Annotated in this window: 24 protein-coding genes; 19 read left to right on the forward strand and 5 right to left on the reverse strand. The window is 64.9% G+C overall.

Going from position 1 to position 25,346, the window contains the following annotated elements; translation table 11 throughout:
- Positions 1-89: 89 nt before the first annotated feature.
- Positions 90-1,193 (reverse strand): hypothetical protein, encoded by a 1,104-nt coding sequence (locus ACNUDN_RS28960; RefSeq protein ID WP_041801100.1) that lies wholly within the window; start codon positions 1,191-1,193, stop codon positions 90-92.
- A gap of 172 nt (positions 1,194-1,365) precedes the next feature.
- Here ACNUDN_RS28960 and ACNUDN_RS28965 point away from each other — a divergent pair, with 172 nt between their 5' ends.
- Positions 1,366-3,303, forward strand: coding sequence for a hypothetical protein (locus tag ACNUDN_RS28965; RefSeq protein ID WP_011896160.1), 1,938 nt, complete (start codon positions 1,366-1,368; stop codon positions 3,301-3,303).
- Between the two features lie 206 nt (positions 3,304-3,509).
- Here ACNUDN_RS28965 and ACNUDN_RS28970 read toward each other — a convergent pair whose 3' ends face one another.
- On the reverse strand, positions 3,510-3,869 hold the full coding sequence (locus ACNUDN_RS28970; protein WP_419125359.1) for a hypothetical protein: 360 nt from the start codon (positions 3,867-3,869) through the stop codon (positions 3,510-3,512).
- On the opposite strand from ACNUDN_RS28970, the gene ACNUDN_RS28975 reads away from it, so the two are divergent.
- The 11 genes from ACNUDN_RS28975 (at position 3,850) to ACNUDN_RS29025 (ending at position 18,247) form a co-directional block, all read left to right on the forward strand.
- Entirely contained in the window at positions 3,850-4,200 is a 351-nt protein-coding gene (locus tag ACNUDN_RS28975) for a hypothetical protein (RefSeq protein WP_419125358.1), read from the forward strand. The genes ACNUDN_RS28970 and ACNUDN_RS28975 overlap by 20 nt on opposite strands.
- Positions 4,201-4,362: 162 nt before the next feature.
- Positions 4,363-5,250 (forward strand): hypothetical protein, encoded by an 888-nt coding sequence (locus ACNUDN_RS28980; RefSeq protein ID WP_419125385.1) that lies wholly within the window; start codon positions 4,363-4,365, stop codon positions 5,248-5,250.
- Positions 5,251-5,475: 225 nt separating this feature from the next.
- Positions 5,476-5,832, forward strand: a complete 357-nt coding sequence (locus ACNUDN_RS28985; RefSeq protein WP_011896157.1) for a hypothetical protein — start codon at positions 5,476-5,478, stop codon at positions 5,830-5,832.
- 134 nt (positions 5,833-5,966) lie between these two features.
- Positions 5,967-7,073, forward strand: a complete 1,107-nt coding sequence (locus tag ACNUDN_RS28990) for an AAA family ATPase (protein ID WP_011896156.1) — start codon at positions 5,967-5,969, stop codon at positions 7,071-7,073.
- Entirely contained in the window at positions 7,070-8,317 is a 1,248-nt protein-coding gene (locus tag ACNUDN_RS28995; RefSeq protein ID WP_011896155.1) for a vWA domain-containing protein, read from the forward strand. The genes ACNUDN_RS28990 and ACNUDN_RS28995 overlap by 4 nt, the downstream gene beginning before the upstream one ends.
- Before the next feature lie 190 nt (positions 8,318-8,507).
- Complete coding sequence (locus ACNUDN_RS29000) at positions 8,508-9,740, forward strand: hypothetical protein (RefSeq protein WP_041801098.1); 1,233 nt, start codon at positions 8,508-8,510, stop codon at positions 9,738-9,740.
- Positions 9,724-11,043, forward strand: coding sequence for an AAA family ATPase (locus ACNUDN_RS29005; protein ID WP_011896153.1), 1,320 nt, complete (start codon positions 9,724-9,726; stop codon positions 11,041-11,043). Before ACNUDN_RS29000 ends, ACNUDN_RS29005 begins: the two co-directional genes overlap by 17 nt.
- 580 nt (positions 11,044-11,623) lie before the next feature.
- Positions 11,624-12,379, forward strand: a complete 756-nt coding sequence (locus tag ACNUDN_RS29010) for a TnsA-like heteromeric transposase endonuclease subunit (protein ID WP_233211303.1) — start codon at positions 11,624-11,626, stop codon at positions 12,377-12,379.
- Complete coding sequence (locus tag ACNUDN_RS29015; RefSeq protein WP_011767799.1) at positions 12,376-14,523, forward strand: TnsB C-terminal domain-containing protein; 2,148 nt, start codon at positions 12,376-12,378, stop codon at positions 14,521-14,523. Before ACNUDN_RS29010 ends, ACNUDN_RS29015 begins: the two co-directional genes overlap by 4 nt.
- On the forward strand, positions 14,520-15,701 hold the full coding sequence (locus ACNUDN_RS29020; protein WP_011767800.1) for an ATP-binding protein: 1,182 nt from the start codon (positions 14,520-14,522) through the stop codon (positions 15,699-15,701). The genes ACNUDN_RS29015 and ACNUDN_RS29020 overlap by 4 nt, the downstream gene beginning before the upstream one ends.
- Positions 15,698-18,247, forward strand: a complete 2,550-nt coding sequence (locus ACNUDN_RS29025) for a TniQ family protein (protein ID WP_011767801.1) — start codon at positions 15,698-15,700, stop codon at positions 18,245-18,247. Before ACNUDN_RS29020 ends, ACNUDN_RS29025 begins: the two co-directional genes overlap by 4 nt.
- A gap of 13 nt (positions 18,248-18,260) precedes the next feature.
- On the opposite strand, the gene ACNUDN_RS29030 is transcribed toward ACNUDN_RS29025, so the two are convergent.
- On the reverse strand, positions 18,261-18,539 hold the full coding sequence (locus ACNUDN_RS29030; RefSeq protein ID WP_011767802.1) for a helix-turn-helix domain-containing protein: 279 nt from the start codon (positions 18,537-18,539) through the stop codon (positions 18,261-18,263).
- Between the two features lie 163 nt (positions 18,540-18,702).
- On the opposite strand from ACNUDN_RS29030, the gene ACNUDN_RS29035 reads away from it, so the two are divergent.
- From ACNUDN_RS29035 to ACNUDN_RS29045, 3 genes are all read left to right on the forward strand, one after another.
- Positions 18,703-19,455, forward strand: a complete 753-nt coding sequence (locus tag ACNUDN_RS29035; RefSeq protein ID WP_011767803.1) for a TniQ family protein — start codon at positions 18,703-18,705, stop codon at positions 19,453-19,455.
- A gap of 86 nt (positions 19,456-19,541) precedes the next feature.
- Entirely contained in the window at positions 19,542-19,868 is a 327-nt protein-coding gene (locus ACNUDN_RS29040) for a hypothetical protein (RefSeq protein ID WP_131722613.1), read from the forward strand.
- A gap of 45 nt (positions 19,869-19,913) precedes the next feature.
- The gene (locus ACNUDN_RS29045) at positions 19,914-20,096 is read left to right on the forward strand and encodes a type II toxin-antitoxin system Phd/YefM family antitoxin (RefSeq protein ID WP_041321980.1); all 183 of its coding nucleotides are present in this window, start codon (positions 19,914-19,916) and stop codon (positions 20,094-20,096) included.
- 332 nt (positions 20,097-20,428) lie between these two features.
- Here ACNUDN_RS29045 and ACNUDN_RS29050 read toward each other — a convergent pair whose 3' ends face one another.
- Positions 20,429-20,662 (reverse strand): DUF2188 domain-containing protein, encoded by a 234-nt coding sequence (locus tag ACNUDN_RS29050; RefSeq protein ID WP_011767805.1) that lies wholly within the window; start codon positions 20,660-20,662, stop codon positions 20,429-20,431.
- Between the two features lie 113 nt (positions 20,663-20,775).
- Entirely contained in the window at positions 20,776-21,927 is a 1,152-nt protein-coding gene (locus tag ACNUDN_RS29055; RefSeq protein ID WP_233211217.1) for a hypothetical protein, read from the reverse strand.
- Between the two features lie 86 nt (positions 21,928-22,013).
- Between ACNUDN_RS29055 and ACNUDN_RS29060 the strand changes: the two genes are divergently transcribed.
- The 4 genes from ACNUDN_RS29060 to ACNUDN_RS29075 all read left to right on the forward strand — a co-directional run bounded on the left by ACNUDN_RS29060 (position 22,014) and on the right by ACNUDN_RS29075 (position 25,299).
- Entirely contained in the window at positions 22,014-22,355 is a 342-nt protein-coding gene (locus ACNUDN_RS29060) for an antitoxin Xre/MbcA/ParS toxin-binding domain-containing protein (RefSeq protein ID WP_011767807.1), read from the forward strand.
- Positions 22,352-22,912 carry an RES family NAD+ phosphorylase gene (locus ACNUDN_RS29065; protein ID WP_011767808.1) on the forward strand — a complete coding sequence of 187 codons (561 nt, stop codon included), beginning with the start codon at positions 22,352-22,354 and terminating at the stop codon, positions 22,910-22,912. The genes ACNUDN_RS29060 and ACNUDN_RS29065 overlap by 4 nt, the downstream gene beginning before the upstream one ends.
- Before the next feature lie 579 nt (positions 22,913-23,491).
- Entirely contained in the window at positions 23,492-23,941 is a 450-nt protein-coding gene (locus ACNUDN_RS29070; protein WP_011767810.1) for a hypothetical protein, read from the forward strand.
- A complete protein-coding gene (locus ACNUDN_RS29075; protein ID WP_011767811.1) occupies positions 23,938-25,299 on the forward strand; it encodes a hypothetical protein in 1,362 nt (453 codons plus the stop codon). The genes ACNUDN_RS29070 and ACNUDN_RS29075 overlap by 4 nt, the downstream gene beginning before the upstream one ends.
- The last annotated feature ends 47 nt before the right edge of the window (positions 25,300-25,346 follow it).

Here is a 25,346-nt window from a genome sequence, read left to right on the forward strand (position 1 = left end):
CCCTGATCATCGTTTGGTGGGTGGTTCGCGGCTGCATCAGGAGCGGCAACCGGGCGCTTGTGCTGCCCTCGTCGAAGCTGATGGTGCGACTACCCCGGCGGATTGGTGGTCTGGCTTCCCGGTTGGGGCGGCGCGAACACCTCAGGATCGGTTGCCGGGTTCGGGAGCACAACCTCCCGTCCGAGAAGGGATTCCAATTCGGCCACGCTGTTGCCACGTGACCATGTACCCGGAATCACTCCGCCCCAGCCAAGGATCAGTTCCTCGTAGTTCCCTGTGGGGAGTAGGCCCGGACTGCTGAAATCAGTTTTATTTGCGGTGTCATTAATGACTATCGTCCGAGCCGTGTCGCCGAAAACGATGTCTGCTTCGACATGCCACTCAACACTGGCGTCGGGTAGTCGCGCCTCTATGGTGAAGTTGGTGGCATCGTTCTGCGGGACGTGGAGTTGAAAGCCGTCATGAAATTGCTGGGCGGGGCCGCCAGTTCCTGTGGTGACCACCGCCTCGGCCTGGTCTGAACTTGTCAGATCGAACGTTAGTTTCGGGCCCTGCTGGGCGCCGGTGCCCATCTGGATGGGCATGCACATGAGCAGCGCCCCGTTCTCGGGATCCGCGCGTTTCGTGATCGTCGCGCGTAGCCCGACAATTGCCACGGTACTGGGTACGTTTCCACTGACGGTCACGTTGTAGCGGTTCCACGTCGGCGGTTTTCCGCCAGCCTGGGTCCCCTTCGACCAGAGCTGCGGACAGCTCTGGTCGAGCGGCGGTTCCGGACCGAGTTCTAACCGGTCTGGGTCGGTGACAACGAGGGCGAATTCATACATTCCGGGAATGTTCACAAGAGGGCTGGAGACGCGGATGTCCAGCGGATTGCTTTCCCGAATTCTTTCCTGTTCAGCAGCCTGCTCGCGTTTGTCCGTCTCGTCTTGGGCCTGGTCGGCCCGTTCCTGGCTGTAGGTGAAGCGCCATACAATAATGCCGCCGAGAACGCCGCCGACAAATGCTGTGAAAATGGGCACGAGAATCAATATGACAAGCGTAATTGTGGATTTGCGAGCCAACGCCATGATGGGGCGGAACGTATCGATGATGTGGCGGCCGCGGGGGGTTCCGGCGTCCGCAGCGCCGCCGTACTCGGGTGGTGTTTCTGTTACCGAATCGGCGGCAGCCGACTGTTCCCCGGACTGCATAGCGTCATTTTCGACGTGGCCCTCGTGTGGCGCGGGCTGACCGCTCGGTGCAGTTGCGTCGTCGCGCGGATCTTCCCCCATCCAAACCCCCAGGTCATGTGGGTGTGTCCACTGAATCACAGCGCTGCGCCGATGTCAGCAATATCGTGTATTCCCTGCTAAGGGAGGGCGTATGGGCAAAGGGGCGAGAATCCGGCGAGAGCGCGCCGCGAAGCGCGAGCGCGACGGCAGCAAGGGGAGCCTGAGCACCACGGCGGGTGGGGCAGGTCGCGCCGGCTCGATACCGCCTTGGGCGACTCCACCGGGTGGCAGCGGCGGGGGCAACGGCGACCCGATTTCGCAGCTGATGGGCGTCCTGGGCGCACAGGGCCAGCTGATGGTCGCCGGACGTGTGGGATGCACGCCGCTGAGCGTCGATGAGAGGTGCGCTGTGCTTGCCGGCGTCGGTCTCTACGACGTGCTCGAAACTGTCTCCCGTCTCCAGGGGCAGTGGGACTTGGCCTATACCACTACGCAGCGCGTTGACGTCGTTGAGCGCGACTTCCTTGCCGGCGGGGGCAGTGGCGGCGTGTGCGAGGCAGCCCTCAATCGCGCGATCATCTATAACGACCGTCTTGTCGCCCCTCGGGCGACCGCTCAGCTGCAGCGCGAGATCATTGAGTGCGCATCGCCGGATCCGGCAGCACCGCCCATTGATCGAAACAGTTTGGTGCACCTCCTGTTGTCGATTCTCTCCGAACAGGAATCTGACCCGGAGTTCGCAGGTGACGTACCCACTGACGAGGAAATCGCGAGGCTGCAAAGGAAATTGCCGAAAATGGGTCTCGAAGAGACCCATGAGTTCGCGCGGCCGCACATCCAAAAGGAGATTGCCTCCTCGCTATTCAATCAGCCACTCAAGTACGAAATAGCGTTGTCCAACACCTACGACTTGTGGTTCACCGAGTGGGCGCCGAGATCAAACACCAAGGGCTTGGGGGAAACCCCAGCAGAGGCCTTCAAGATCGCGACCGGTGTCGAACTGCTTGAAGTGATGCGCCTGGGCGCCCGAATCATCGAGCGTAACAGCGGTACCGCACAGGTGCGGTTCACGCGCCAGGAGCTGCTCGCCGATGGTGCCGCGGCCAGCGCAATTGACCTGCTATTCGCCACCATGGCGAGGTCGTTGGAGCCGTACAGAGACGAGCTGAAAGGGGATCGCAGAAGGGGTGCAATCGGCAACCAGCGCTACACGCTCACCAGATTTCCGTTCCTGGCCGTGAACGACGACACCTTCGTTCTGCTGCGCCGTCAATGGGTGATCGACCGACTGTGCGGATCGCAGCTCTACTTTGAAGCGTGGGCCAGCTTCAGCACCGCAAGCCTTAGAAATCGGTTCAAGACAGCCATTTGTGACGCGTTTGAGGTCTTCGTCGGGGGGATCTTGCACCGGATCTTCGACAAGTGTCCTCATCTGACCACGATCGTCGATGAACACGAGATGCAGGCCGCGTGGACAACGAAAGACACGCCGTCAGTATGTGACTGGATGATCTTCGGCAACGAGCACTGCGTCGTGATCGATGCGACGAATCACGCGGTGAAAGACAAGGCGGCGCAGGGGTTGGCGACCTGGGATGAGTACAGCGATGAGATCGAGCAGATCTTCGCCGACGCGAGCGAGGGGAAGTTCGGGCAGCTGCTCTCGACCATCGACCTCGTGAGGACACATGGCGGCTGGGGCAACGAGAAGGTCGGCACGACGACGATGTACGTCCCACTCGTCGTCGTGCCTGACGCCGGCGTCGTCAACGGACTTCTCACCCAGTTCGACATCAATGTGCGCGGTCACAAGGTCTTCAAACACCTCTCCCCGCAGGTGTACGCGCCGGGCATCGTGCCGATATCCGACCTCCAACTTCTGGAAGGGATGGCCGATGCCGGGGCGACGTGGGGCAACAATCCCAACATGATGGAGCTGATCGCGAACTGGCGCGCGAAGGCTTCGAAATACGGAATGGCATCACTGCAGCTGTACTTGCTTAGCTCAGGATTCCCGTTCTTACCCCTGAGCCACCACATCATAAAGAACAGCGCCAAAGTGATGAGTCTGCTACTCGACGCTGGCTAGACCAATGCGGGCCGATAGCTGCCGCTTGGAAATGAGGAGGAGTGAAACCGCCCTCGGATCGGTGAATGCGCAGCGACGCTGAGTCCGCGGCCGGCATGCGTGCTGCGCCGTCGCCGTGCGCGGCTCATGCGTCTCGCTCGATGAGGGCTTGCGGCCGCCGGCTCCCGGGGCCTGTGGCAGGATCCTGGCATGGGTGGGGGGACTGATCAAAACTGGAGTAGGACCGGCGTCGTTGCGACCGTCATCGCAGCTGTCGCGGCTGTGGTCGGAATCCCGGCCGCGCTGAAGGCTTGCCAAGCTCCTCCCGAGGTCAGCGGTGGCGGTTCGATGCCGAGCAGCACAGTCATGTTGACTCCGCCGCCTACCTCGATGGTATCGCGGCCGCCCGCCACCTCGGCCGATGGCAGCGTCAGCATCCCCGATACAGGTCTTCCCTCCAACCCGAGTCCCGGAAGCGGCAGCGGCGGGGATCTCCCCACCGTTGCCGCGCCGTCACCGGTCGCGCCGCCACCGGCGGCGGCGCAGCCGGCCATACTGTCGGTGAGCGTGGTTCCGCGGATAGGCAACGGAATCCTCACCAAGATCGGCCAGAACACCTATGAGTTGCCGTCGTACCCGTCCAGCATCAACCCGCCGCTAATGACCTTCGATTGGACGTCGCAAGGACCCGGCGGAAAGGTCGGCAGCGGGGACTGCACCGTGAGCGCCGAAATCGTCTCTTCGGCATCTGGGTTCCCGCAGTTTCGGCGCAGCAGCGACTGTTCGGGGAGCCCAAACAGCCGCGTGGAAATCATGGAGCCAGGCTCCTACCAGGTCACCGTCACCGTGGCCCCGCCCGACGGCGGCGCTCCGGTGTCCAACTCCGCTTCGTTCCTCATCGTGGCTCGTGGCGGCTGACCAGGGCGTTGCGCGGCCCGTTCGAAGTGACCGGTGGCGGAAGTCGAGCCAAGCTGGGGCGTCCAGCCGAGATCAGAGACGGGCAGGGGTACCCTGAAAGGAGGGGGCAGGCCCATCAGGGGCGAGGCCCAGCGCTCCATAGAGGGAGACCGGACCATGAGCGTGGGATTGGCAGATCCGTTGCTGACAGCCTTCATCGAACAAGGGGCCAATATCAGTATCGAAGTGGCACCGTACTTGTGGTCGGACCTGGTGGCGCGTCGGACTGCCCTGGGTCTGTCCGCCAACGATCTGTCAGCCTTGCTGCGGATTGAGCCGGGCAAGTACCGCTCTCGCGAGAGCGGGGCGCGCGAGGTCGGCCCGCACCTGGTCGGTGAGCTGATCAAGATGGAGGCGTTCGTTGCCTGTGAAGCTGCCACGCTGGTCGCAGCGGCCCCCGTCGCCGGCGCCGTAGTGTTGCAAGCCGCAACCGAGCACGCTGCCTTCATAGACGGTCGCCCCGATGCGGTGACAACGCTTCACCGAGATCCTTACCCGCTCGTTCTTCAGCATGTCGCGGTGGGCCGGGCTGCCGGCGCTCTTAGCCGCGCCGGCCGGGACGTCGAGGTGCACCGCGGGGCGCGGCGCTTTGACCTGGCGGCTCGGCGTCTGGCAGTAGGTCTGGGCAAGAATCAAGCGTCAACCCTGTTCAGGATCGGTGAGAAGTCCTACTACAACGCCGAAAGAGGGGCCAAGCCGCCCCAGGCTGGTCTGATCGCTGAGTTGCAGGCCATCGACGACTTCATCGCCTCTACCGCCACAGAGCTGGAATGGGTCGACAGCGACTCGGTACGTGAGATCGTGATGCTCGACGATCAGGATCTGTTCGAGCGGGAATACCCGAGGGCGCGGACCCGGCGCGATGGTGTTCCGTATCCGTGTCTGGTTCACGCGGTGTGTGCGGCGCGACTGGCCGGCGAGCTGGAAGCTGCCGGGATGTCGGTCAGGGTCGTCGTCGACGTGAATGAGTACCGCGGCGACACTGACCATTCTGCCGATCACAGTTCTTAACCTGCCGATCACTCCCCACCCGGCACAGGGGTGGGGAGTGATCGGCCCCTTCAGTCGGATTCGCCGTGTCGTCGTCGTCGTCGTGTTGTTGGTTGGGCACCGCTCGTTGCAGTGAGAGGGTGCGCGCGCTGCGTACCTATGAATGTCGGTGTAGCGCAGTAGGATACCCGTTGTGAAGGCACGCCGTTGGGGCGAGCCTAGCAGCCCAGGGAGGGGCGAACGCTGATGCATCTGTATGCCGGTACTGGTGATGGGCCGCTGTTCAATGCGGGCAGTGTGCCTGCCGAGTCGGTGGAGTCGTTGGCGGTGTTGATTGCGGGTCAGCCGAAGCGGTCACTGTTGGATAGTCTTGATTGTGACCCGAAGCGCGACAACGATATCCGTGCCGGGTGGGCTGCGCGTGGCCTGGTGGCTTACGCGCAGCATCTCGGTGGTGCGAAGCTAAATGAGGATATTGGGGTGGCGTTGACAGACCTGCTGGGGGATTTGCGCCACCTGTGCGATGCACTCGGCGTTGACTGGGATGCGGCTGTGTCACGGTCGGAGTATGACCACTACTGCGAGGTGCGCGGCATCCTCTAGGACCGCCGCCGGAACTGCGGTGTGCTGCGAAAGTGGTTGCAGCGCGGGCCGTTTATGTCGGAGATGCCAGGTAGTATGCAGGTAGTTGGGCACGCGTTGGGCTGGCCCAGGATTCCACTCGGAGGGACTCTGCTATGAGTGATCTTGACACGACTGTCACAGTGATCGATGCGGCGGCGCGGGCACATGTTCCGGTGCTGCTGTGGAGCGACCCCGGCACTGGGAAGTCCTCGGTTGTCAGAGCGTTGGCCGCTGCTGACGGCGTGCCAGTGGAAACGGTGATCGGGTCTCAGCGCGAGCCTGTCGATATCGCGGGATGGCCGGTCGTCACCGATGGTGCGGTTCAGACGTTGGCGATGCCTGACTGGGCCAAGACTTTGGTTGACGCCAACGGCGGGTATCTGTTGCTCGATGAGATATCCACTTGTTCTCCTTCGGTGCAGGCGGCGATGCTGACGGTGGCGTTGGAGCGTGTGGTGGGGCGCACGAAGTTGCCTGATGAGGTGCGTATTGTTGCTGCGGCCAATCCGCCGGATCGCAGTGCTGGGGGCGTCGACCTGACGCCACCGATGGCAAATCGTTTCCTGCACGTGGATTTCGCGCCGACTGCCGAGGAATGGCTGACCGGTATGCGTTCGGCGTTCTCGTCGCTGCCCGCGTCGCGTGCGGTTGCCGCTGATCCCCTGCGCAAGGCCGAGGAAGTGGGGGCGGTGTGCGCTTACATCGAGGCGCGCCCTGGGCAGCTGCACTGCTATCCCGACACCGATGAAGCTGCTGGGCGGGCGTGGCCGTCGCGGCGGTCCTGGGAGGCGATGGCGAGGGTGCTTGCGCACCTGCGCCGTGACGACCTGGCGGCGATCAGCACGGTTGCGCTCGGTTTGGTTGGTGACGGTGCGGGCAGTGAGTTCCTGGAATGGCGTGCCAGCATGGATTTGCCTGCTGTCGCGGAGGTGATCGCAGATCCCAGCATCGTTGCGTGGGGTTCGGCGCGTCCGGACCAGGTGTGGGCGGTGTTGTCCGGTGTGGTGGCCTGGGCTGCGGCCAAGGGCACCAGAGACGCATGGAACACCGCGTGGGGTCCGTTGGTCGCGGCCGCGACCCACGGTGCACCGGACGTGGCGGGGGCGGCGGCACGTGATCTGAGCGTGGCGATGCCTGCCGGTGCTCGCCCTCCGGCGTCGGCGCGGCGGTTTCGCGATGTCATGATCGCCGCTGGCTTGGATGCCGGGAGCGCCGCGTGAGCGAGGTGCGGGCGCTCAGCGCCGAGGAATGGCGGCGGTTTCGGCTGGCGCGCATGGTGGCTGTCGAGGCGATGCCCTACTTCGCGCGGGCGCTGTTCGCACTCTCGCCGGTTGCTGCGCCGGGGCTGAAGACATTTGCAGTGGACCGACATTGGCGCGTGTACATCGATCCGGTGCTGTTGGGCACCGATGAGGGGTGGTCGATACCGGTCGCCGGGGCCGTGTTGCTGCATGAAATCGGGCACTTGCTGCGCGACCACAGCGACCGTGCCGAGGCAGTTGATCCGCTGGTGGACCGGACCATGTGGAACTACGCGGCTGACGCTGAGATCAACGACGACCTGATCGCGGCGGGTGTGGGCCTGCCGGAGGGGGCTGTCACGCCGCAGGGGATCGGCTGCGAGGACGGCCACGCCGCCGAGGTGTATTACCAGCACCTGGTGCCCGAGGGGTCGCCGCCGAAGGCGATCAACACGGATGGCGGCGACGGGGAGGTTGGTGAGGGTTGCGGGTCCGGGGCCGGGGATCGTGCGGTGGCCGGGGAACTGCCCGCTGCTGCGGACCTCGGCAACGGTGCGGGATTGTCTGGTGCTGCCGCTGAGCTGGTGAAGGTGGCCGTCGCTCGGGCGGTGCTGCGCGAGTCTCAGATTGGCGGGTCAGGTCGGGGCACGATGCCAGCGGGCCTGACCCGGTGGGCCGACGCGCAGCTGGCTCCTGCGGTGGTGCCGTGGCCCAAAGTGCTGCGCGCGGCGGTGCGCCGAGCCGTCGAGGATCAGCAGGGTCAGGTACACCACTCGTGGCGTCGACCCAACCGGCGCGCACCTGGCGGTGTACTGCTGCCGACGTTGCGGGCTCCGAAGATCGCGGTTGATCTGGTGATCGACACGTCGGGGTCGATGGGGTCGGCTGACCTGGCGGCGGCGCTGTCGGAGACGCGGGCGGTGTTGCGGCGCACGACGGCCACGGTGCGGGTGCTGTGCTGCGATGCCAAGGCCACGACGGCACGGCAGGTCCGCTCGATCAGCGAGGTCGAGTTGACCGGCGGCGGAGGGACCGATCTGCGGGTCGGGATTGATGCGGCTCTGGCGGCTCGGCCAGCCGCCAACGTCATTGTGTGCATGACCGATGGCGGGACGCCTTGGCCCGCAAAGAGTTTGCCGGTGCCGTTGGTCGTGGCCCTGATTGGGGCGCACGCCAGTGACACCGCGCCCGCGTGGGCCAAAACAGTGCGGGTCGCGGCATGACTGAGCGGGGTGTGGGCGATTTCGGGCAGTGGGTGGATGCGGTGCTCGCTGGTACGGGCTGGGATCAGGGCAGCGTTCGACAGGTCACCGAGCGTGGCGGTGACGATCCAGCGACGCTGGCTCTAGCCGATGGATTCGCCGCTGCGCGGCGGGGGCGTGCAACAAGAGACTCTGGCTGTGGTGGTGCGGGGTGAGTGCGGTGTTGTTCGACCTGGCGGTGCGGGTGGCTGCTCGTGATGCCGGGGTTCCGGTGCCCCGGCTGTTGCACAATCCGGCACCGATGCGGGAGACGCGGGTCGCTGTGGGCGTTCGGCGGCGCGGATCGGTGGTGCATGTGCAGGCGGTGGGGTCTGATGGGCACCGATACAGCGGCTACGGTCCCGAGGGGCTCGCGGCGGTGGCACGAGCGAGCGGTTGCGCGGGCGGTGATCTGGGCGGCGGGGCGACTGCAGTGGTCGACTCTGCTGCCACGTTGCGTGTGCTGGGCGGGCTGGCGGCTCGTCACGCTGACCCAGCATTGGCCAGTGCGGAGGTGGCAGCGGGTTCGGCGCTGGCCGGGTGGTGGGCCGAACGTGCCGCCCATCCCGGCACCTCGGCAGTGACCGACGTACTGGGCGTGTCTCGGCAGCGGTTCATGCTTGGAGTGGTGCCCGGTGCTGATCATGCGGGCCGGTGGCGGGCAGCGCTGGCGGTCCCGACCGGTGTGGCTGGACTGCACGTGTGGCACCGGGCGGTGACCGGTGGAGACCTGCTCGCGGGGTTGGAACAGATCCGCGAGGACGACGACTGGCATCTGGGGAAGGTGCAGGAGACGTTGAATGCTGGGCGTAGCTGGGATCGCGTCGAGACACTGCATGTGGCGGCGGCGCGGCTGGCGAGCCGCTGCGATGCGACCGATCTGTTCGAGGCGGCGTTATTGGGTGACCCGCTGTGGCGTGCGCGGGGCGTTCATGGCGGGTTCGTCTGTCGCGGCGAGGTCGTGGTCGGGGTGGGGCCGCAGGCGGGACGCGTCACGGTGCGCGCTGATCGGCTCGATACCCGGTTGCGCCCCGGTGCCGCTGTAATCGGTTGGCCGGGTGAGCCGATGGCGGCGACGCCCGGTGTCGGGGACCGCTTCGGAGGGGACGTGTTGGCCACGGAGGTGGTCGGCGGGGCGTTGGCAGTGACCATCGGGGGGCTACGGAAATCGGGGTATCGTCCGGTGGCCGCAGAGCGGGTGACAGTGATCCCTGCCCCGCCGTCGCCGTCGACCATCCGGTCAAGGCGTGCGGCGGTGGCCCGGTTGTACCGGCGTCGGTTCTCGTGGCTGTCGCAGGGCACGACACCTACGAGCGCGCGCCGTGCGGTGCCGCTGGCCGTGATGATCGCCGCTGCCGATGATGAGGACTTGAGAGGGGAGGGTGGCGATGCGTCGACTGCCTGAGTCGTTTGTGGGTGCGCGCGCTGGTGCGGTGCCGGCTGATTCGCGCGAAAAGGCACGCCCACCCGCTGCTGCTGAGAAACCTGGTGTGGTGCAGCAGGAATGGCCGGGGCGTGAACTGTTGAACTCTCCGATGCTGGCGCGGGTGCTGATGGCCGCGTGGAGTGGAGAGGCAGGCATCTGCGTGCCAGCTTGTCCAGGTTCGGGTAAGAGTCGGCTGATCGCTTTGTTGGCCGGTGCGCTGGCCCATCGGGTTGGATTGCGGGTGTTGGTGGCTGCCCAGACGCGTGAGCAGGCCAGTGAGTTGGGGCGGCGGATCACGGCGGTCAGTGACCGTGCCGCACTCATCGTCAAGAGTGGTGGGCAGCGGGCGGGGCGAGCGGTTGAGGGGGTGCGCACCGTGGCTGGACACCAGGTGCGGTGGGACCGCTCGACAGGTGGGCAGATTCTGATCGGGACGACCGCCCGGTTGCTTTACGTCGATCCGGCTCTGGTCGGGGGAGACATCCTTTTGGTGGACGAGGCCTGGCAGGCAACGTATTCCGATGTCGGGGCGCTGGGGGCGCTTGCGCGGCAGGTTGTGTGCGTGGGTGATCCCGGCCAGGTCGACCCGGTGGTGACCGGCTCGACGGCGCGCTGGGACGGCCAGTTGAGTGGACCGCACCAGCCTGCCCCGGCTGCGTTGTTGGCCGCCCATGGTGATGCGATCAGTGTGCATCGGCTGACGAACTCGTGGCGGCTGGGGCCGCAGACATGCGCCCTGGTATCGGAGCACTTCTACCCGCAGATGCCCTTCACCTCGCGGCGGCCAGACGAGTCGGTGGTCGCCAGTGACGGGACCGTGTTGCCGGAGTTGGAGTGTCGGCGCGTCAAGACCAGACATGGCCCGACTGATCCGGCGCTGCTGGCTACACTGGTGGATCGGGTGCGGGAGTTGATGACGTTCGAATACCGGTGCGGTGGGGAGCGGATGGCGTTGTCGGAGGGTGATATCGCCGTGGCGGTTCCCCATGTCGCGCAGGCCGGTGCTGTTCGGGCGTTGCTTTCCGATCTTCCAGAGGTGTTGGTGGGTACGGTCAATGCGTTGCAGGGCATGGAGCGGCCAGCAGTGGTGGCCCTGCATCCGATGGCGGGATACCGCAGCGCTGAGCCGTTCGCGTTGGACGCGGGCAGGATGTGCGTGACGATGACGCGCCATCGTGCGCACCTGACTCTGTGTGTGGATTCGGCTACCGAGGCTGTGCTTGCCCGCGCGGGGGATGACTCCGAGGTCGTGGCGGCGCGCGGTCTACTGACTGCGCTCTAGCTAGCCAAGGTGCTCACTTCTGGCTAATGGCCACCGGGCCGTCTATCCCTCCCCACCCGGCACAGGGGTGGGGAGGGATAGACGAATGCTGTTAGTGCAATGAGGGGTTGGGTGTAGGTTGCCATTCTCCGTGTCGAATTGCCATATGAAATGTCGAACGATGTCGAATTCGACATGTCGGATGGCAAAAGGTCTGATCATTGCTTGGTAGAGCCTGAGTAGCCGGTCGAGACACGGCAGTACGGCGCGGACGACCCGTGTGCACGGGTAAAACTGCGCCAGAGCGATCGCGGCGCGGTGGACTATCAATTCTCCGTGGCCAGCCTATTGCTTCTGGTCCTGGGCAGGCACATGCTCAGAGGACATCACAAGCTGGGTGGAGTTGCTTAGGTGTGGTACCGGTAGAGCGCTTCTCGATCCCTACGGTCAGTTGGCCGTTGGTGGAAGCCCTTCGGCCTAAATCGGCGTGGCGTCGGCGACGTATGGGCTTGCTGCGCGATTCTTTCTGTGCCACTTGGCTGTTCGCGGAAGCACCGGGTCGGGCGGGACGCGGGATTGCATTGCACGGGCCTACTTGTGGATGTCCGACGTGACTGGCGGTGTCGAGGTCGATTTGGCCACGGCTGTGATCGAGCACCGGATGGGCAGCGGTGAGGCCGACGTCCGCTCCGCGAGTCAGGTCTCGGATACGGTCCTCTTGGAGGCGGTTCCTTGGCGTACTTTTCGTTTCTATCAGGGTCAGCGTCATTACTCCGGAAAGTATTGGGCCGCTACTGAACGCGACCACGTTATCTACGAGTCGCGTTTGGAGCTTTCCTCGCTGTTATTGGCGGATTTCGATCCGGCGGTTACCCGCGTTGTGGCGCAGCCGTTCCGGCTGAGTGCGGTAGTGAACGGTCGGCTGCGACGCCACATTCCAGATTTTCTGTGGGGGAGTGGGGTCGGACTCACCGTCGTGGATGTGGTGCGCGCGCAGCGACTTGCCGAGAACCCGAAGATTCAGATGCTGTGCGAGTGGACGCGTGAAGTGCTCGAGGCGCTGGGGTGGGAGTATCGGGTGTTGAGCGAGCAGCCACCCATCCTGCTCGGGAACGTTCGTTTTCTTGCCGGTTATCGCCGAGAGCAATATGTCGATCAGCGATCACTCGACCGCATTCGTTGTGCGATGGACGGTTTGGGCGGGCTGCGTCTGGACGATGCTGAGCGTCGAGTCGCTGCGACAGGTCCGTCTTTGCGGATGCGCAATGCTCTGATGCATCTGCTGTGGAAACAAGAGATCGTGGTCGACCTCGCAACACCGCTGCGGCCCTCGAGTGTCTTGGAGGTACGGCGATGACGAATGCCGCGGTGCCCGTGGGTGTGGGGTCGCGCATCATCTACGAAGGCGAAGCGTTAGAGATCGTCGAGATGCACGTGACGGCTTCGTCCCTGGAAGTGTTGTCGAGGGGTCTGCGCGGCAACGTGATTCGTCGATTATCCATGAGTGAATTGCTGATGTCTGATCGCGCTCGGGTGCTCAGCTCTGATGAAGGACCCGCTTCCGATGATCCCGGCGAGGTCGCGGCGGTGACATTGTCTGCGGTCTCCGCGGCCGCCCGGAAACAAGCGCTGGAACGGGCGGCCCACGTGCGAGAAGTGTTGACAGGTTACCGCTCCGGATGCCAGGAGACCGCGCTGCCGTATGAACCGCGCACTGCGTACCGGTCCGAGCTGCCGGTGATGGAACGTTATGCCGCCAAGGCGGCCGAGTTGGGTGTGCAGTCCCGCACGGTCGAGCGGTGGGTTGCGCAGTACCAGGCGCACGGGGAAGCGGGATTGATCTCGCAGCGGGCGGTGCAGCCTGGCATGGGTGGGCGGCAGGATCCGCGGTGGCAGCAGACGGCCCTGGAGGTGATGAGCGAGTACACGGATCTGTCGAAGCCCAACGAGGACTTGGTGATTCGACGTACCCGTGCGCGTCTGGACGCGCGGTTCGGCGCCGGTGTGGTGAAGGTGCCGTCGCAGCGCACGGCGTATCGGATCCTGGCCCGGCTCGAGGACCAGCGGCCGCTGTTTAAGCAGAGCACGAAACGCAACCGCGACATCGCTTCCCGATCGAACGAGGTGTACGGCAAGCTGCATCCGATGCGGCCGGGGGAGTACCTGCTGATGGACACCACTCGCCTGGATGTGTTCGCGATGGATCCCTACACGCTGACGTGGGTGAACGCCGAGCTGACGGTCGCGATGGACTGGTACAGCCGCTGCGTCACCGGGTTGCGGCTGACCCCGGTGTCGACGAAATCCATTGATGCGGCCGCGGTGTTGTACGAGACGTTTCGGCCGCAACCGGCGGGGCGGGACTGGCCGGCCGAAGCGATGTGGCCCCCACGCGGGATCCCGCGCTCGGTGCTCGTCGAACAGGACGCTCTCGACCCGGGCAGTGTGCCGGCGGCGACCCCGGCGGTCGTTCCCGAGACGTTGGTCGTCGATCACGGCAAAATCTATGTCAGCGCGCACCTCAACAGCGTGTGTCAGCGGTTGGGGATCTCAATCCAGCCGGCCCGGTTGCGCCAACCCCGCGATAAGGGGCCGGTGGAGCGGTTCTTCTCCACGCTGCGCGTGGGTCTGCTGCAGGAGCTGCCCGGCTATAAGGGGCAGGACATTTTCGCGCGCGGGGTGTCACCGGAACAGGATGCCTGGTTCTACCTCGATGAGCTGGAAGCCATCATCCGGGAGTGGATCGCCGTCATCTATCACCACAGCGCCCACGACAGTCTGTCCGGGCTGGGGGTGCCGAAGCTGACGATGACCCCGGCGGAGATGTTCGCCCACGGGGTGGCGCGCGCCGGCTATCTGGAGGTGCCGCGCGATCCGGATCTCGCCTACGAGTTTCTGCCGGTGGTGTGGCGCGTCATCCAGCACTATGGCATCGACGTGGGAGGGCGCCGCTACAAAGGAGACATCGTCGCCGGACGCGCGAAGGAGAAAAGCCCGTATCCGAACCAGAAGTGGCCGATCGCCTACAACGTCGACGACATCACCAAAGTGTATTTCCGCGATGACCGCACCCGCCACTGGCATCCGTTGGTATGGGAGCACGCCGACATGCTTGACGCCCCGATGAGCGAGGAAATCTTGCGTTTCGAGCGCACCTTGGCCAAAGCCCAGAACCGGTATGTCGATGACCCGCTGGCCATCACTAGCTTCCTGGAACGCCGCAAACTCAGCGTCGCGAACTCGATGGCCGAGCGTCGCCGGGCACTGCGGGTGGCCCGCGAGCAGTCCAGCCTCATCGGTGATCTCAACCCGCCACCGGACAGCGCCGAATTGAGCTCGGTCGCTACAGCACTGGATCGCGAACCTCGCGAGCGGGCCCACGACGCCGGCGCTGATGCGTTCGTTGATGACCTCGACGAGGAACCCGGCGACCTCGATGACGCCGACGAGCCGCCGCTGGAGCAGGGCAGCTTCTACGACGGTGTGCTGGAGGTGGAATGACCTCACCGAAGTCCTCAACACCGAAGCGGCGACCTGCCAGGGCGCCGCGGGGCAAATCGGACGTCAGAAACCCTCGCGAGTATCTGGATAATCTCACCCTGGCCCGCAAGGAGGGGTGGCGCGACATGGTTGACGCACCGACCCTGGACCGGCCGGAAGCGCTGTCCCACAAACAACTACGTCATCTGGGTGCGGCTGCCAGCGAGGATTACAACGATCAGCGCCGCCGCTGGCACGCCCAAATGGGCACGGTGATGACCGCTGAATGCCAATCCGTGCTGGAGCAACTCGAAGACTTCGTGGCCTGCAACTGCCAGACCGGTGAGGACACCAAACCGATGATTGCGCTCAGCGGACTGCCCGGTCTGGGTAAGAGCACCGTCTCGCGGGTGTTCGGGAAACGCCTGCACCGCAGACATATCGAGCGTTACGGGACAACGACACGCGCCGGAGATGAAAGGTGGCCGGTGTGCCGGATCGGTATGACCGCCTCCACGGGCACCCGCGAGTTCAACGCGGCAATATGCGACTTCTACGCCCACCCGGGAGGGCAGCGGGCCAGCGCCCAACAACTGCTGCGGCACGCGCTCGATGATGTGTCCTCCTGTGAGACAAGGCTACTCATCATCGATGACCTGCACTTCTTGCGCGGTCGCCGGGAACGCATGACCGATCTGAGTAACCAGTTCAAATACATCGCCAACGAGTTCCCCCTGACGGTGTTGCTCATCGGGATCGGCCTGCACGAGCGCAACGCGCTACTCGATGACTGCAACGCCTACCGCGATCACGAAATGGAACAGCTGCTGCGCTGCACCACGCCGGTGGACATGTCACCGTTCATGGTCGGCACCGAAAAGCAACGACAGCGCTGGCGGGATTTACTGCTCACCCTCGAACAACGGCTGCTCCTGACTCAGAAGTATCCGGGCATGCTCGCCGATGACCTCTCTGATCAGTTGTTCGTGCGCAGCACCGGCCACATCGGCTCGTTGATGGCGCTGATCCGATTGGCCTGCCAGAAAGCCATGCGCACCGGCACCGAGAAACTCACCGCCGAGCTCCTCGAGTCCTGCCGCATCGACAGCGCCGCCGAGCTCGGCCGCCGTGAACTACACGCCGCGTTTCGCACCGGCAAGAAAACCACCCGGCTACGCACCACGCCCAACCCGCCATGACCACCGTCCGCGCGCTACCCCTGACCACAGCACCGGCGGCGGGGGAGGCGCTGGATTCCTGGTTACACGCCATCGCGGTGCGCCACAACACGTCACTCAACGCGCTGTACCACCACATGGGCCTAGACACCGTTGCCGATCTGCGCACCCGCGTCACCGCTGCCACGGTAAGCGAGGACGACGCGCAACGGATCGCCGCCGCAACAGGACTCACACCGACACAGGTGCACGCGATGACCTTGGCGCACTACCTAGCGAACGTGTCCTGGGCACAGGAAGCGACAGCGGATCTGACCGCAACCACGCCGCGCCACCACGGCGGGTGGCGGTTCTGTCCGCACTGCCTCGGCGCGAGCGGGGGAACGTGGCTGCTGCAGTGGCGATTGATGTGGAGCTTCGCCTGCCTGCAGCATCGATGCCTGCTGGCCGAACACTGCCCGCGCTGCGGCCGGCGCCAACGCGCGCCCCAACCCCTCAACGCCGCCCCACCGCGTCCAGTGCACTGTGCTCACCCCAGCCCCACGGCTGCCGGCAGAAACCGGCTCCGCTGCGACGCCGACCTGGCCGACACCCCAGTCACCATGCTGGAGGCTGATCATCCGACACTGCTCGCCCAACAGGTGCTCCTCGACCTGGTCGCCGCCGAGAATGGCCAGTTCGGGCTCTACGCGCAGCATCCGATGCCAGTTCGGGACGTGCTGGCCGATATCCGCATCCTTGGCCGCGGCATCCTGTCGGCCACCGCCGGTCGCTACCTCGAGGACCTGCTGCCCGCCGAGTTGGCCGCACAATATCGACACCAGCGGCAGGCGGCCAACGCGCAGATGTCATCGTCGGTCCTGACGTGCGCCGCGGCGATCACCGCGGCCGTCACCGTGCTCAGCAGGCCCGACTTCGGGTCGGCCGCGGCGCCGCTGGCAGCGCTGCCTGAAGAGGTCAGCCGCTACGTGCTGCATCAATGGACCTATCTCGACCTGCCGGCCGGGCCGTCGGCGAGCCCGGTGCTTCAGGCCCTGCATTTCACCGCACTCGGTGACCGCCTGAGCCCCGCTGCGCAGTTGCAGTGCCGCCTCGGCAGTGCCTTCCCAAGGCTGCACGCCACCGACACGCAGCGGCAGCAGCAGCTGGTTCGGGCGCTGCCCACAGCATTGTGGACGGGCTGGGCGTTGCGGCTGAGCCCGCCGGCGTTGGCCCATTCCAGCTCGCGGGTGGCGCTGGCTGCCGCAGTGCTGCTGGTCGGCAGCGACCTGGACATCGCCGAGGCCACCGCGCATCTCGGCGGCGAGCTGGCCCGCCTCAACGCCATCTACCTGCTGTGGCGGCTCAAAGAATCGCCGCACTGGCCCGCGATCCGCGACGCCCTCGCTGCCCTATCGGACTACCTCAGCGAGGAGAGTGCACCCATCGACTACGCGCGGCGACGGCGCCTGGACTACCGCGGCCTGCTCGCCCAAGACGAGTGGGACCGCATCTGCGGAAGCCTCAGCCACCAAAGATGCTCGGCAGCCCACCCACGCAGCTACCTGCAGCACCAGCTCCGCGGCACCACCAAACCCCGCACCGGCCTGGACGGCCCCGACACCGAGCTCAGGGAATTCCCGGGCCGCCTCACCCCGCAGCTCAGCCGCGCCCTACACCGTCACGCAACGAGGTTCCTTGCAACCCAAGGCATTCAGGACGAGCCGGTGGTGTGGGAACCCCCGACGAATATCGTCGCCGGCCTATCGTTACCCGGTGTCGAGCTCGGCGATATCGAGATCGCGGAGCTACACCGACTAATCCGGGTTGACCGCCGCACCATCGCCGCCACCAGCCAGCAGTTAGGAGTCAGCGGCGACCTCATTCGCTATGCACTCGAACAGCATCCCGCCCCGGCGCTGCCCCCGCGCCCGCGTGCCCCGCGCATCGGCGCCCGGCGGCCCGGCAGGGTGTATCAGCAAGCCGCCGAAGCGCTGCCGCGGGAACGCCTCGTCGCCCTGTACAGCCAGGAACAACGCAGCCTCGCCGACATCGCCGCCCTGACCGGGTTCAGCAAACGCACCCTCTCTCGATTGATGCACGACTACACGATTCCCCTGCGGCCGTCCGGGCCACGGCCCACTGAGCCGGTCGACCCCGACTGGCTCTACACCGAATACATCGTCCGCCAACGCTCGTGTGCAGACCTCGCGCGAGAACTCCAAATCCGCTGCGGAGCGGTAGCCGCCCAAGCCGCCACGCTCGGAATGCCGGTACGCACCGTGGCCCGACACACCGACGCCGAACTCCGCGACAACCCAAAGATCCCGGCCATCCTCATCCCGGCCCTCGTCGGCCACGGCGGCTGGGAACGGCTACAACGCTTCGCCGTGATCACCCAGTTCACCACGCTCACCGACGCCGGGAAACACCTCGGCAGGGGAGTAGCCGTCACCGGCCACCACATCGCCCGCCTGGAAAAAGACTTCCGCGCACGCCTGCTCACCCAGAAACCGCTGCGCTGCACCGACTTCGGCAAAGACGTCCTCGCGGCGGTGCACCGACTCGCCGAACTCGGCGGACCCTGACATACGTACTGGACTACCGCTGCGCGGTAGCAGCCGGATCGTCGACCACGATCTCGTTCACCGACACCCCGAGAGCCTCGGCAATGTCATACACCCGCTCGATCAACACCCCACGCCGGCCATGCTCCATCTGAATCAACTGATTGCGCGCCACCCCCGACTCCAGCGCCAGACTCTCCTGCGACAACCCCCGCTCCAGCCGCAACGCGCGGATCCGTGACCCCACCAACGCGCGGCGACGCTGCCACTGCTGGGCACGGTCGGGATCATCGGCAGGAAGTCGTGTCGGCACCCCCAAGTAGTCACCTGCGATACACGAAAGTCAGCCCACCAAGAAGGGCATAAAAATATGTATCGCTAGCAGTACATTGAGGTGTGAGTGAGGCGCGAGGGGCAACCGGTCAATACCGGCTCAGCCAGTCCTCGCGTCCTCGAGTCGACGTGCCACCCCCTCGATGTCACGGATCGACCGTAGCTTTCCGCTGCGGGTAGCGCCGATCCAGGGCGAGGCGCTTGACTCCTGGCTCGACGCGATCGCCCACCGGCACCACGTGCCACGCCGAGCTGTCATCGAGCGATGCGCCATCGCACCCATTTCGTTCTACGGGGCCTGGATACGCCTACTCACCCCCGCCGATATCGACGGAATCGCTCAGGCAACCGGCTACGGCCGCCATGTTGTCAATGCGTTGGCGTTGCCGCGCAGCGGAAGTGGTGTGGGCCCGCTCAGCGGTGGACGAACGCTGCTGTCCTCGACTTGGGACTGGCGCACCTCCTCACGTTGGTGCCCACAGTGCCTGACCGACACCGGAGGGCGCTGGCTGCTCGCATGGCGACTCAACTGGACCTTCGCCTGTCCTACCCACAAATGCCTGCTGCAGGACGGTTGCCCGAACTGCGCTGCGCCGCAACGCTACCGCCCACCCACCTACATGATCCCCGAGTTGGACCGATGTGCTCAACCGATCCTCGACCTCGTCGGGCAGCGGCGGCTTTGCGGCGCCGACCTGACCCGCGTTCAGCCAGCCGATCACCCCCTGAGCCTCTCGATGGCGCGGACCCAGCGGCTCATCAACGCGCTGCTCGCGGGAAGACCAAGGCGGCTCCGCGTGTACGGCGCACATCAACCGAGACCACACGAGATGCTCATGGACGTGAAAACCCTTGCTCGTACGTCTTCACACTTCTCGGCGGCGCCGCGGACTTAACGCTGCGCTCCGACAACGCTGTTGCCGCCAGCCCAGACCGCAGCAGCAAAGGACGAACCACGGCCCGACCCACGATGCCCTCCGCCGTGCACACCGCAAGAGCCAGTACCCTTGCCGCCGCGGTACTGGACGCTCACGACCCGACCGCCGCGCAGCACCTGCTCGCTGAGGTCATCCTCGCTGACGGCAAGTTCGAATCTCATGACGTGTACCACGACGAGGCGCTCACACCGCTCGCCCGTCTCATCTGTCAACGCGCCAGCGAAGACGCCCGAGTAACGCTCAAGCTCCGACGCTGCTTCGACATTACCGCCGCCAACTCAGCACAAAGCCGCAAGAAGAACCGTCTGGCCCGCGCCACCGCCCGCATCGACTCGATGTCACACCACTCCGGGACGCGGTGGTCTCGGTGACGCCCGCCGCAACCCGCGGGCCGCGCTGCGTGGTACGGATCCGACATGTTGCGGCCCCTGATGATTGATCCCTCGCTGCCGCGGATCGGTGTGACCGAACTACGCCGCCAGTTCGGCCGAATACTCGGTGAAGTAACACAGGGACAGACCTACGTCATCACCCGGCGCGGGCGAGAGATCGCGGTGCTCATCCCGGTGGAGGAATACCGCCGCATCGCAAATAACTGACTGCGCGATCACTGGGCGGCGTTCTTGCGCGCTTACGTCGACAACGCGCATGTCGGCGGTCGCGGCGGCCAGCGTTGACTTAGAGACGCTCGGCTGTGATCATTTGCCACCGTGACGTAATGGCCTTTAGTCGGTAAGAACCGACAGGCCGAATCCCATACCCGTGGGAGCGACAGTTCCCGCATGTTCGGCGCGTGGACAGAGGACGGCCACGCAATTCCGAACTCGTAGTGGTTGTTGCCCCTGTAATCGTGCGTCGCTGCTCGTCGGGTAGCTTCCAGTTCTCAAGAACCAGACTGCGCAGGCTGCCGGCAGGGGATGACGCGCCCGCTTCAGCCCTTCGGCGGGTAGGGGTCCCTTTTGCCGACTGTGTCCGTGTTCCGAATCTGGTTATTGTCTTTGCGGTGGTCTCGAACCTCGCCGCCGCCGCTTCGTTCTGCGAAACCGCGCGCGGCCTCGTGCGCCTCGGCCTGGGTCTCGTAGCGTCCCGCAGCTTTCTCTGCTCCCGCACGTTTGGCGCCCCAGTCACCTGAATTTGTGTCGTACTGCACGTCGTAGTCAGCCACGATGGTTCTCCTAATTGACCGGATCGGTTGTTGGCAACCTACTCCCGCAGCACGACACGGACGCTGAACCGGCACCTGGATTCGAGCGCTCATCTAACCGGCGGCGGCGACTTCTAAGAAGCCTGCTGCTGTTCGTGTTGTATCTCGTCGATGAGGCTGCGCAGCGTGCGCGTACCCAGTTTGTGTACGTCGTCGCTGAGATAGTGCTCGTTGACGCGTTCGCGGAGTCCGATCGCAACGTTCAGGCGGTCAATTTCCATCGCCCCGCGCCAGGGTGCGGGCCGACGAAGCATCTCGGCCACCTCGCTGGACCGGGAGTGCAGGTAGTGTGCTCTTCGGTCGTCGAGGGGTCCTGTCACGCTGTTGCGACACGATCCGATACGACACCCGACGCGAGTGCGAATATCGGTGTGACTCAACAGCTGTCGTGCAGCTTTGGCCGACACGGTGGCTCCGAGTAGGGGCAGGTAAATGCCGCCGGCGGCGCCACCGCCTTGGTCCTTATCCGGGTCGGGGGCCTTACGGTAGCGAGCCATCGTTTGGGAGTGGTTGACCTTCTCGAGCATCCCCAGGCCGACTGAGTAGGCGTCGGCGTGACCCATGGCCAGTGCAGCGCGGCCAATGTTGCCCGACAGCCCAAGCGTGACGGTGAGGTCGTGTTCACGGAACTGGTCGAGCACCCCAAAAGCGGCGCGGATCTTGCGGATACCTTCGTCGTCGCCACCGAAGGGCGAGAAGCGGATCTCGACGTCGTTGATCCCTGCGCCGGCGTACTCGGCGGCAAGGTCGATGCCGAGGCGGCCCACGGCGGTGGTCGACACCGTGATCACGGCCCGGGTGGGCTTGTCCTCGCCGACGGCCAGCCGGGTCCGTTCGGCGAGGTCGACGTTGAGGCGTGCGGTGCGCTCATCGGTCACATAGAAGTGCGGGGCGGTGAAGTGAGTGACCCGCGCCGGGTGCTTGTCCACAGTCAGGCCGACCAGTGCGGCGCGTGCCGCCTGGTCAGCGGAGAGGTTGTCAATGTCGTAGGGCTGCCCGGTCCACAGCGGGAACTTGTCGAGGCCGAAACCCTCGTCGGCCAGCCGTTCTGCTGCGGGCTCCCAGTACACCTGCAGGCCCGCGTCGGCGGCAGCCGCTGCCGCAGCCGCTTGGTGACGCGCAGCCTTGGTATCGAGGGTGATGGCGTCGGTGCCGGCGTGCTCGCGGGACAGGAAGTCTTCGACCGGCTTGTGGTCGTTAGGTCCCAGCCGAAACTGAATGCCCATCGTGGTGAAAGTCCTCTCGCCCCAGGCGTCGTTTCGTGACAGACTACATGACATAGGGACTGACAAAAGGAAGACAGGCAGACGATATGGGAGCTAATGCGCTCGCCTCGACCGTGTCGAGTGCGATCGAGCGCTTGGGATTGACCTACGAGGAGGTCGGCGGCATCGTCGATGCCTCAGCGCGCTCGGTGGCGCGCTGGACCTCAGGTCAGGTCGTCCCGCAACGCCTCAACAAGCAACGACTAATCGAACTGGCCTACGTCGCCGACGCGCTGTCCGAGGTGCTCCCCCGCGACCAGGCCAACGTCTGGATGTTTTCGCCAAATCGATTACTCGCGCACGGCAAGCCCGCCGACCTGGTACGCGACGGCGAATACCAGCGCGTCTTGGCCCTCATTGACGCCATGGCCGAAGGGATCTTTGTGTGAGCGATGCGCTCGACGAAGGACTGGTGCAGCGCATCGACGCGCGTGGCACCATCCAGTGGTCGGGAACGTGCGCTCGGTACACCGGCGCCCGCCGTGATCCTTTATCGGGGGAAGGGGCACGCAGATTCGGCGGCAGGTGGAACCCGCCGTTGCTGTTCTCAGCGATCTATCTGGCCGATTCCGCGCAAGCGTGCATGGTTGAAGTGGAACGCGCCGCGCAGGCGGCATCAACGACCCCGGAGAAGCTGCTCGAAGCCTCCTACCGGCTGCATACCATCGAGGCCACCGACCTGTCAGTCCTGGATCTCACCACCCCAGAAGCCCGCGAGGCGGTAGGACTGGAAGACGACGACATCCACGGCGACGATTGGTCGGCCTGCCAAGCAGTAGGTCATGCCGCATGGTTTCTGCATGTGCAAGGCGTCCTGGTGCCCGCAGCCGGCGGAGTCGGCCTAGTCATAACCGCCTACGAGCAACGCACGCGCCCGGGCCAACTGCAGGTCACTCGCAGCGAGCATCTGACGCCTGCCCGCTACCGCGAACTGCGGCAACTGTGATCAACATCCATTGCTCCTCAACCGCGTTGACTGAGGGCCGTCCGTGAGGGGATGTGAGTGACTCACGGCTGCGCGAACGGCTCAAAGCGACTCGTGCACGCAAGTCGTCGCCGACCATGTGATGCCGGTCAGGGGTGACCCGCTGCCGTCGGTCAACAGCGGAACGACGGGCACCATCGATGCCTGGCCAGGTTGGGCTCACCTGAAGAAATTCGGTACCGACGGTTCCGGTATGTTTCGTCCTCACAAAGTACGGCGATAGTACGTAGGCGTCGGAGGAGATGAGTCCCGACCCGGCGCGCGGGGCTATCGGATGGTTGGCGTCGAAGGGGGTGTCGCTGATGTCCATGGCGATCGGTGGCCCACGGTGCTGATCGACCTTCTAGCGAGCGAAGCCGGTCGAGGCGCGAATCCTCCGGCGATCTCCTACCTCGCTACCGACGTCGGCCTGTGGATGTCGCTTCCAGCGTTCGCGCCTGCATTAGTCATCGTTGGTGTCGTCTTCTTTACTGCCCGTCGGAACCGACGTCGCGAACCAGGTTCCGCGGAGAGCCCCGTCGTCGAGAGGAACGAGAACGCATGATCGCTCGGACACTCCAGTTCAGCGCCGCCATCGCAGCTGCGGCGACGCTATCTGCCCTAGTCGGCTGCGGATCCACGACGACGGATTCAACATCGTCGACCAGCCAGGCTGCGTCGACAGCCGCCACGACGATCTCCACGGAGCCGCCTCGGCCCCAACAGGCGTCACCAGCGACTGACGTCACCCTCGTTGTGGTCTCGATCGCCGGGGGGACGGTCACTCCGACGAACGGCCAAGCGCAAGCCACAGTCGGAAAGCCGATTGTGCTGCAGGTGACCAGCGACGACGCCGACCAACTGCACGTCCACTCAATACCTGAGCACACCTTCAGCATCGAACCGCGCCCAGATCAGACTTTCGAGTTCACTGTCGATGTGCCCGGACAAGTCGACATCGAGCTCCACGACCTCAATCGCACTGTCGTCACCATCCAAGTTCGGCCGTGACTCCGCACGTCGAAATCTTCGCGCACGGCGTAGGAGGTTCCACTGACCTTCCTGTACCGCTGTCGTTCGCCCTCATCGGTGCGGCATGGGCCCTGACGGCAACTTTCGCGATCGTTGCCCTCGCTTGGAAGCACCCGCGCTTCGACCCCGCAAAGCCCGGCCGCGAATTACCTGCCTGGGTCAGCCGTGCCGTCGACTCTCCGACGGCGCGCTGGATCATCGCGATATTGGCACTGCTGTTTGCGCTATGGGTTCTGGTGGCCGCCATATGGGGCCCCGCCGGAAGCGACAACGCTCTGCCCGGCGCGTTCTACGTCCTACTTTGGGTCGGGCTCGTTGCTCTCTCGGTCTGCGTCGGCCCAGTCTGGCGATTACTGTCGCCGCCACGCACTGTTTATCGCATTTACGGCATCGTTCGACGAAAGGGTCCCGATAGCTCGGGCCGCTCCTACCCGCAACACTGGGGTTACTGGCCGGCGGCCTTCGGGCTTTTCGCCTTTGTCTGGCTGGAGTTGGCCAGCCCTGACCCGGGCTCCCTGGCTGCCATCAAGACATGGCTATTAATTTACGCACTGGCTATGGGGTTGGGTGCGTGGGCTTTTGGCGCACGGTGGTTCGCGCGGGCAGACCCGTTCGAGGTCTACAGCATGGCGGTATCGCGGCTATCACCTTTTCGGCGTGCGCCGGCATCGGGACGAATAGAACTCATCAATCCCCTCGATCATCTACCGACGCTGCCGGTGCGTCCTGGAACCGTCGCCGTTCTGGCGGTGCTGCTGGGCTCTACTGCGTTCGACAGTTTCTCCCAGGCTCCGGCATTCCGAAACTTCGTTGATCGCACCGCAACAGGAGTTCCGTTCTTCGGAGACGCCGGCGGTGCGACCGTGCTGCGGACAACGGCATTGGTCGTGTTCGTCGCGGTTGTCGGTACGACTTTCTGGGGTGCGGCACGAGCAACCGGCGGCATCAGCCCTCAGGAGCGCCAACGACTTCCCGGCCAGTTAGCGCACTCGCTGATACCCATCGTGGTCGGCTACATATTCGCCCACTACTTGTCTTACCTCGTCGAACGCGGACAGGAAACTGTCGTGCGCTTGGCTGATCCGTTCGGCCTGGGTTGGCGACTGTTCGGATTGGCGCCGGATGACGTCAGTTACGTCTTGTCTCAACATCCGTCAGTGCTCTGGACGATCAAGGTTGCCTGTGTGGTCGTGGGGCACATCGTGGCGGTGATCTCTGCGCACGATCGCGCTTTGCGGTTGTTGCCGCAACAGCATCAGATCACCGGTCAGGTGGCGATGATGCTGACGATGGTCGGCTACACCTTCACCGGTCTCTACCTTCTGTTCGGAGGCTGATAACAGCCTCTCTCGCAGATTTCTCAACGTCCTACTGAGTGGCATAG

The sequence above is a fragment of the Mycobacterium sp. smrl_JER01 genome (assembly GCF_048513595.2).
GTDB lineage: Bacteria > Actinomycetota > Actinomycetes > Mycobacteriales > Mycobacteriaceae > Mycobacterium.

Excerpts from the sequence above, each read along its gene's own strand:
- ACNUDN_RS28960 (WP_041801100.1), bottom strand. The coding sequence starts at position 1,193 with ATGCAGTCCGGGGAACAGTCGGCTGCCGCCGATTCGGTAACAGAAACA.
- ACNUDN_RS28965 (WP_011896160.1), top strand. The coding sequence starts at position 1,366 with ATGGGCAAAGGGGCGAGAATCCGGCGAGAGCGCGCCGCGAAGCGCGAG.
- ACNUDN_RS28985 (WP_011896157.1), top strand. The coding sequence starts at position 5,476 with ATGCATCTGTATGCCGGTACTGGTGATGGGCCGCTGTTCAATGCGGGC.
- ACNUDN_RS28990 (WP_011896156.1), top strand. The coding sequence starts at position 5,967 with ATGAGTGATCTTGACACGACTGTCACAGTGATCGATGCGGCGGCGCGG.
- ACNUDN_RS29005 (WP_011896153.1), top strand. The coding sequence starts at position 9,724 with ATGCGTCGACTGCCTGAGTCGTTTGTGGGTGCGCGCGCTGGTGCGGTG.
- ACNUDN_RS29010 (WP_233211303.1), top strand. The coding sequence starts at position 11,624 with ATGTCCGACGTGACTGGCGGTGTCGAGGTCGATTTGGCCACGGCTGTG.
- ACNUDN_RS29015 (WP_011767799.1), top strand. The coding sequence starts at position 12,376 with ATGACGAATGCCGCGGTGCCCGTGGGTGTGGGGTCGCGCATCATCTAC.
- ACNUDN_RS29020 (WP_011767800.1), top strand. The coding sequence starts at position 14,520 with ATGACCTCACCGAAGTCCTCAACACCGAAGCGGCGACCTGCCAGGGCG.
- ACNUDN_RS29025 (WP_011767801.1), top strand. The coding sequence starts at position 15,698 with ATGACCACCGTCCGCGCGCTACCCCTGACCACAGCACCGGCGGCGGGG.
- ACNUDN_RS29035 (WP_011767803.1), top strand. The coding sequence starts at position 18,703 with ATGTCACGGATCGACCGTAGCTTTCCGCTGCGGGTAGCGCCGATCCAG.
- ACNUDN_RS29045 (WP_041321980.1), top strand. The coding sequence starts at position 19,914 with ATGTTGCGGCCCCTGATGATTGATCCCTCGCTGCCGCGGATCGGTGTG.
- ACNUDN_RS29055 (WP_233211217.1), bottom strand. The coding sequence starts at position 21,927 with ATGGGCATTCAGTTTCGGCTGGGACCTAACGACCACAAGCCGGTCGAA.
- ACNUDN_RS29060 (WP_011767807.1), top strand. The coding sequence starts at position 22,014 with ATGGGAGCTAATGCGCTCGCCTCGACCGTGTCGAGTGCGATCGAGCGC.
- ACNUDN_RS29070 (WP_011767810.1), top strand. The coding sequence starts at position 23,492 with ATGATCGCTCGGACACTCCAGTTCAGCGCCGCCATCGCAGCTGCGGCG.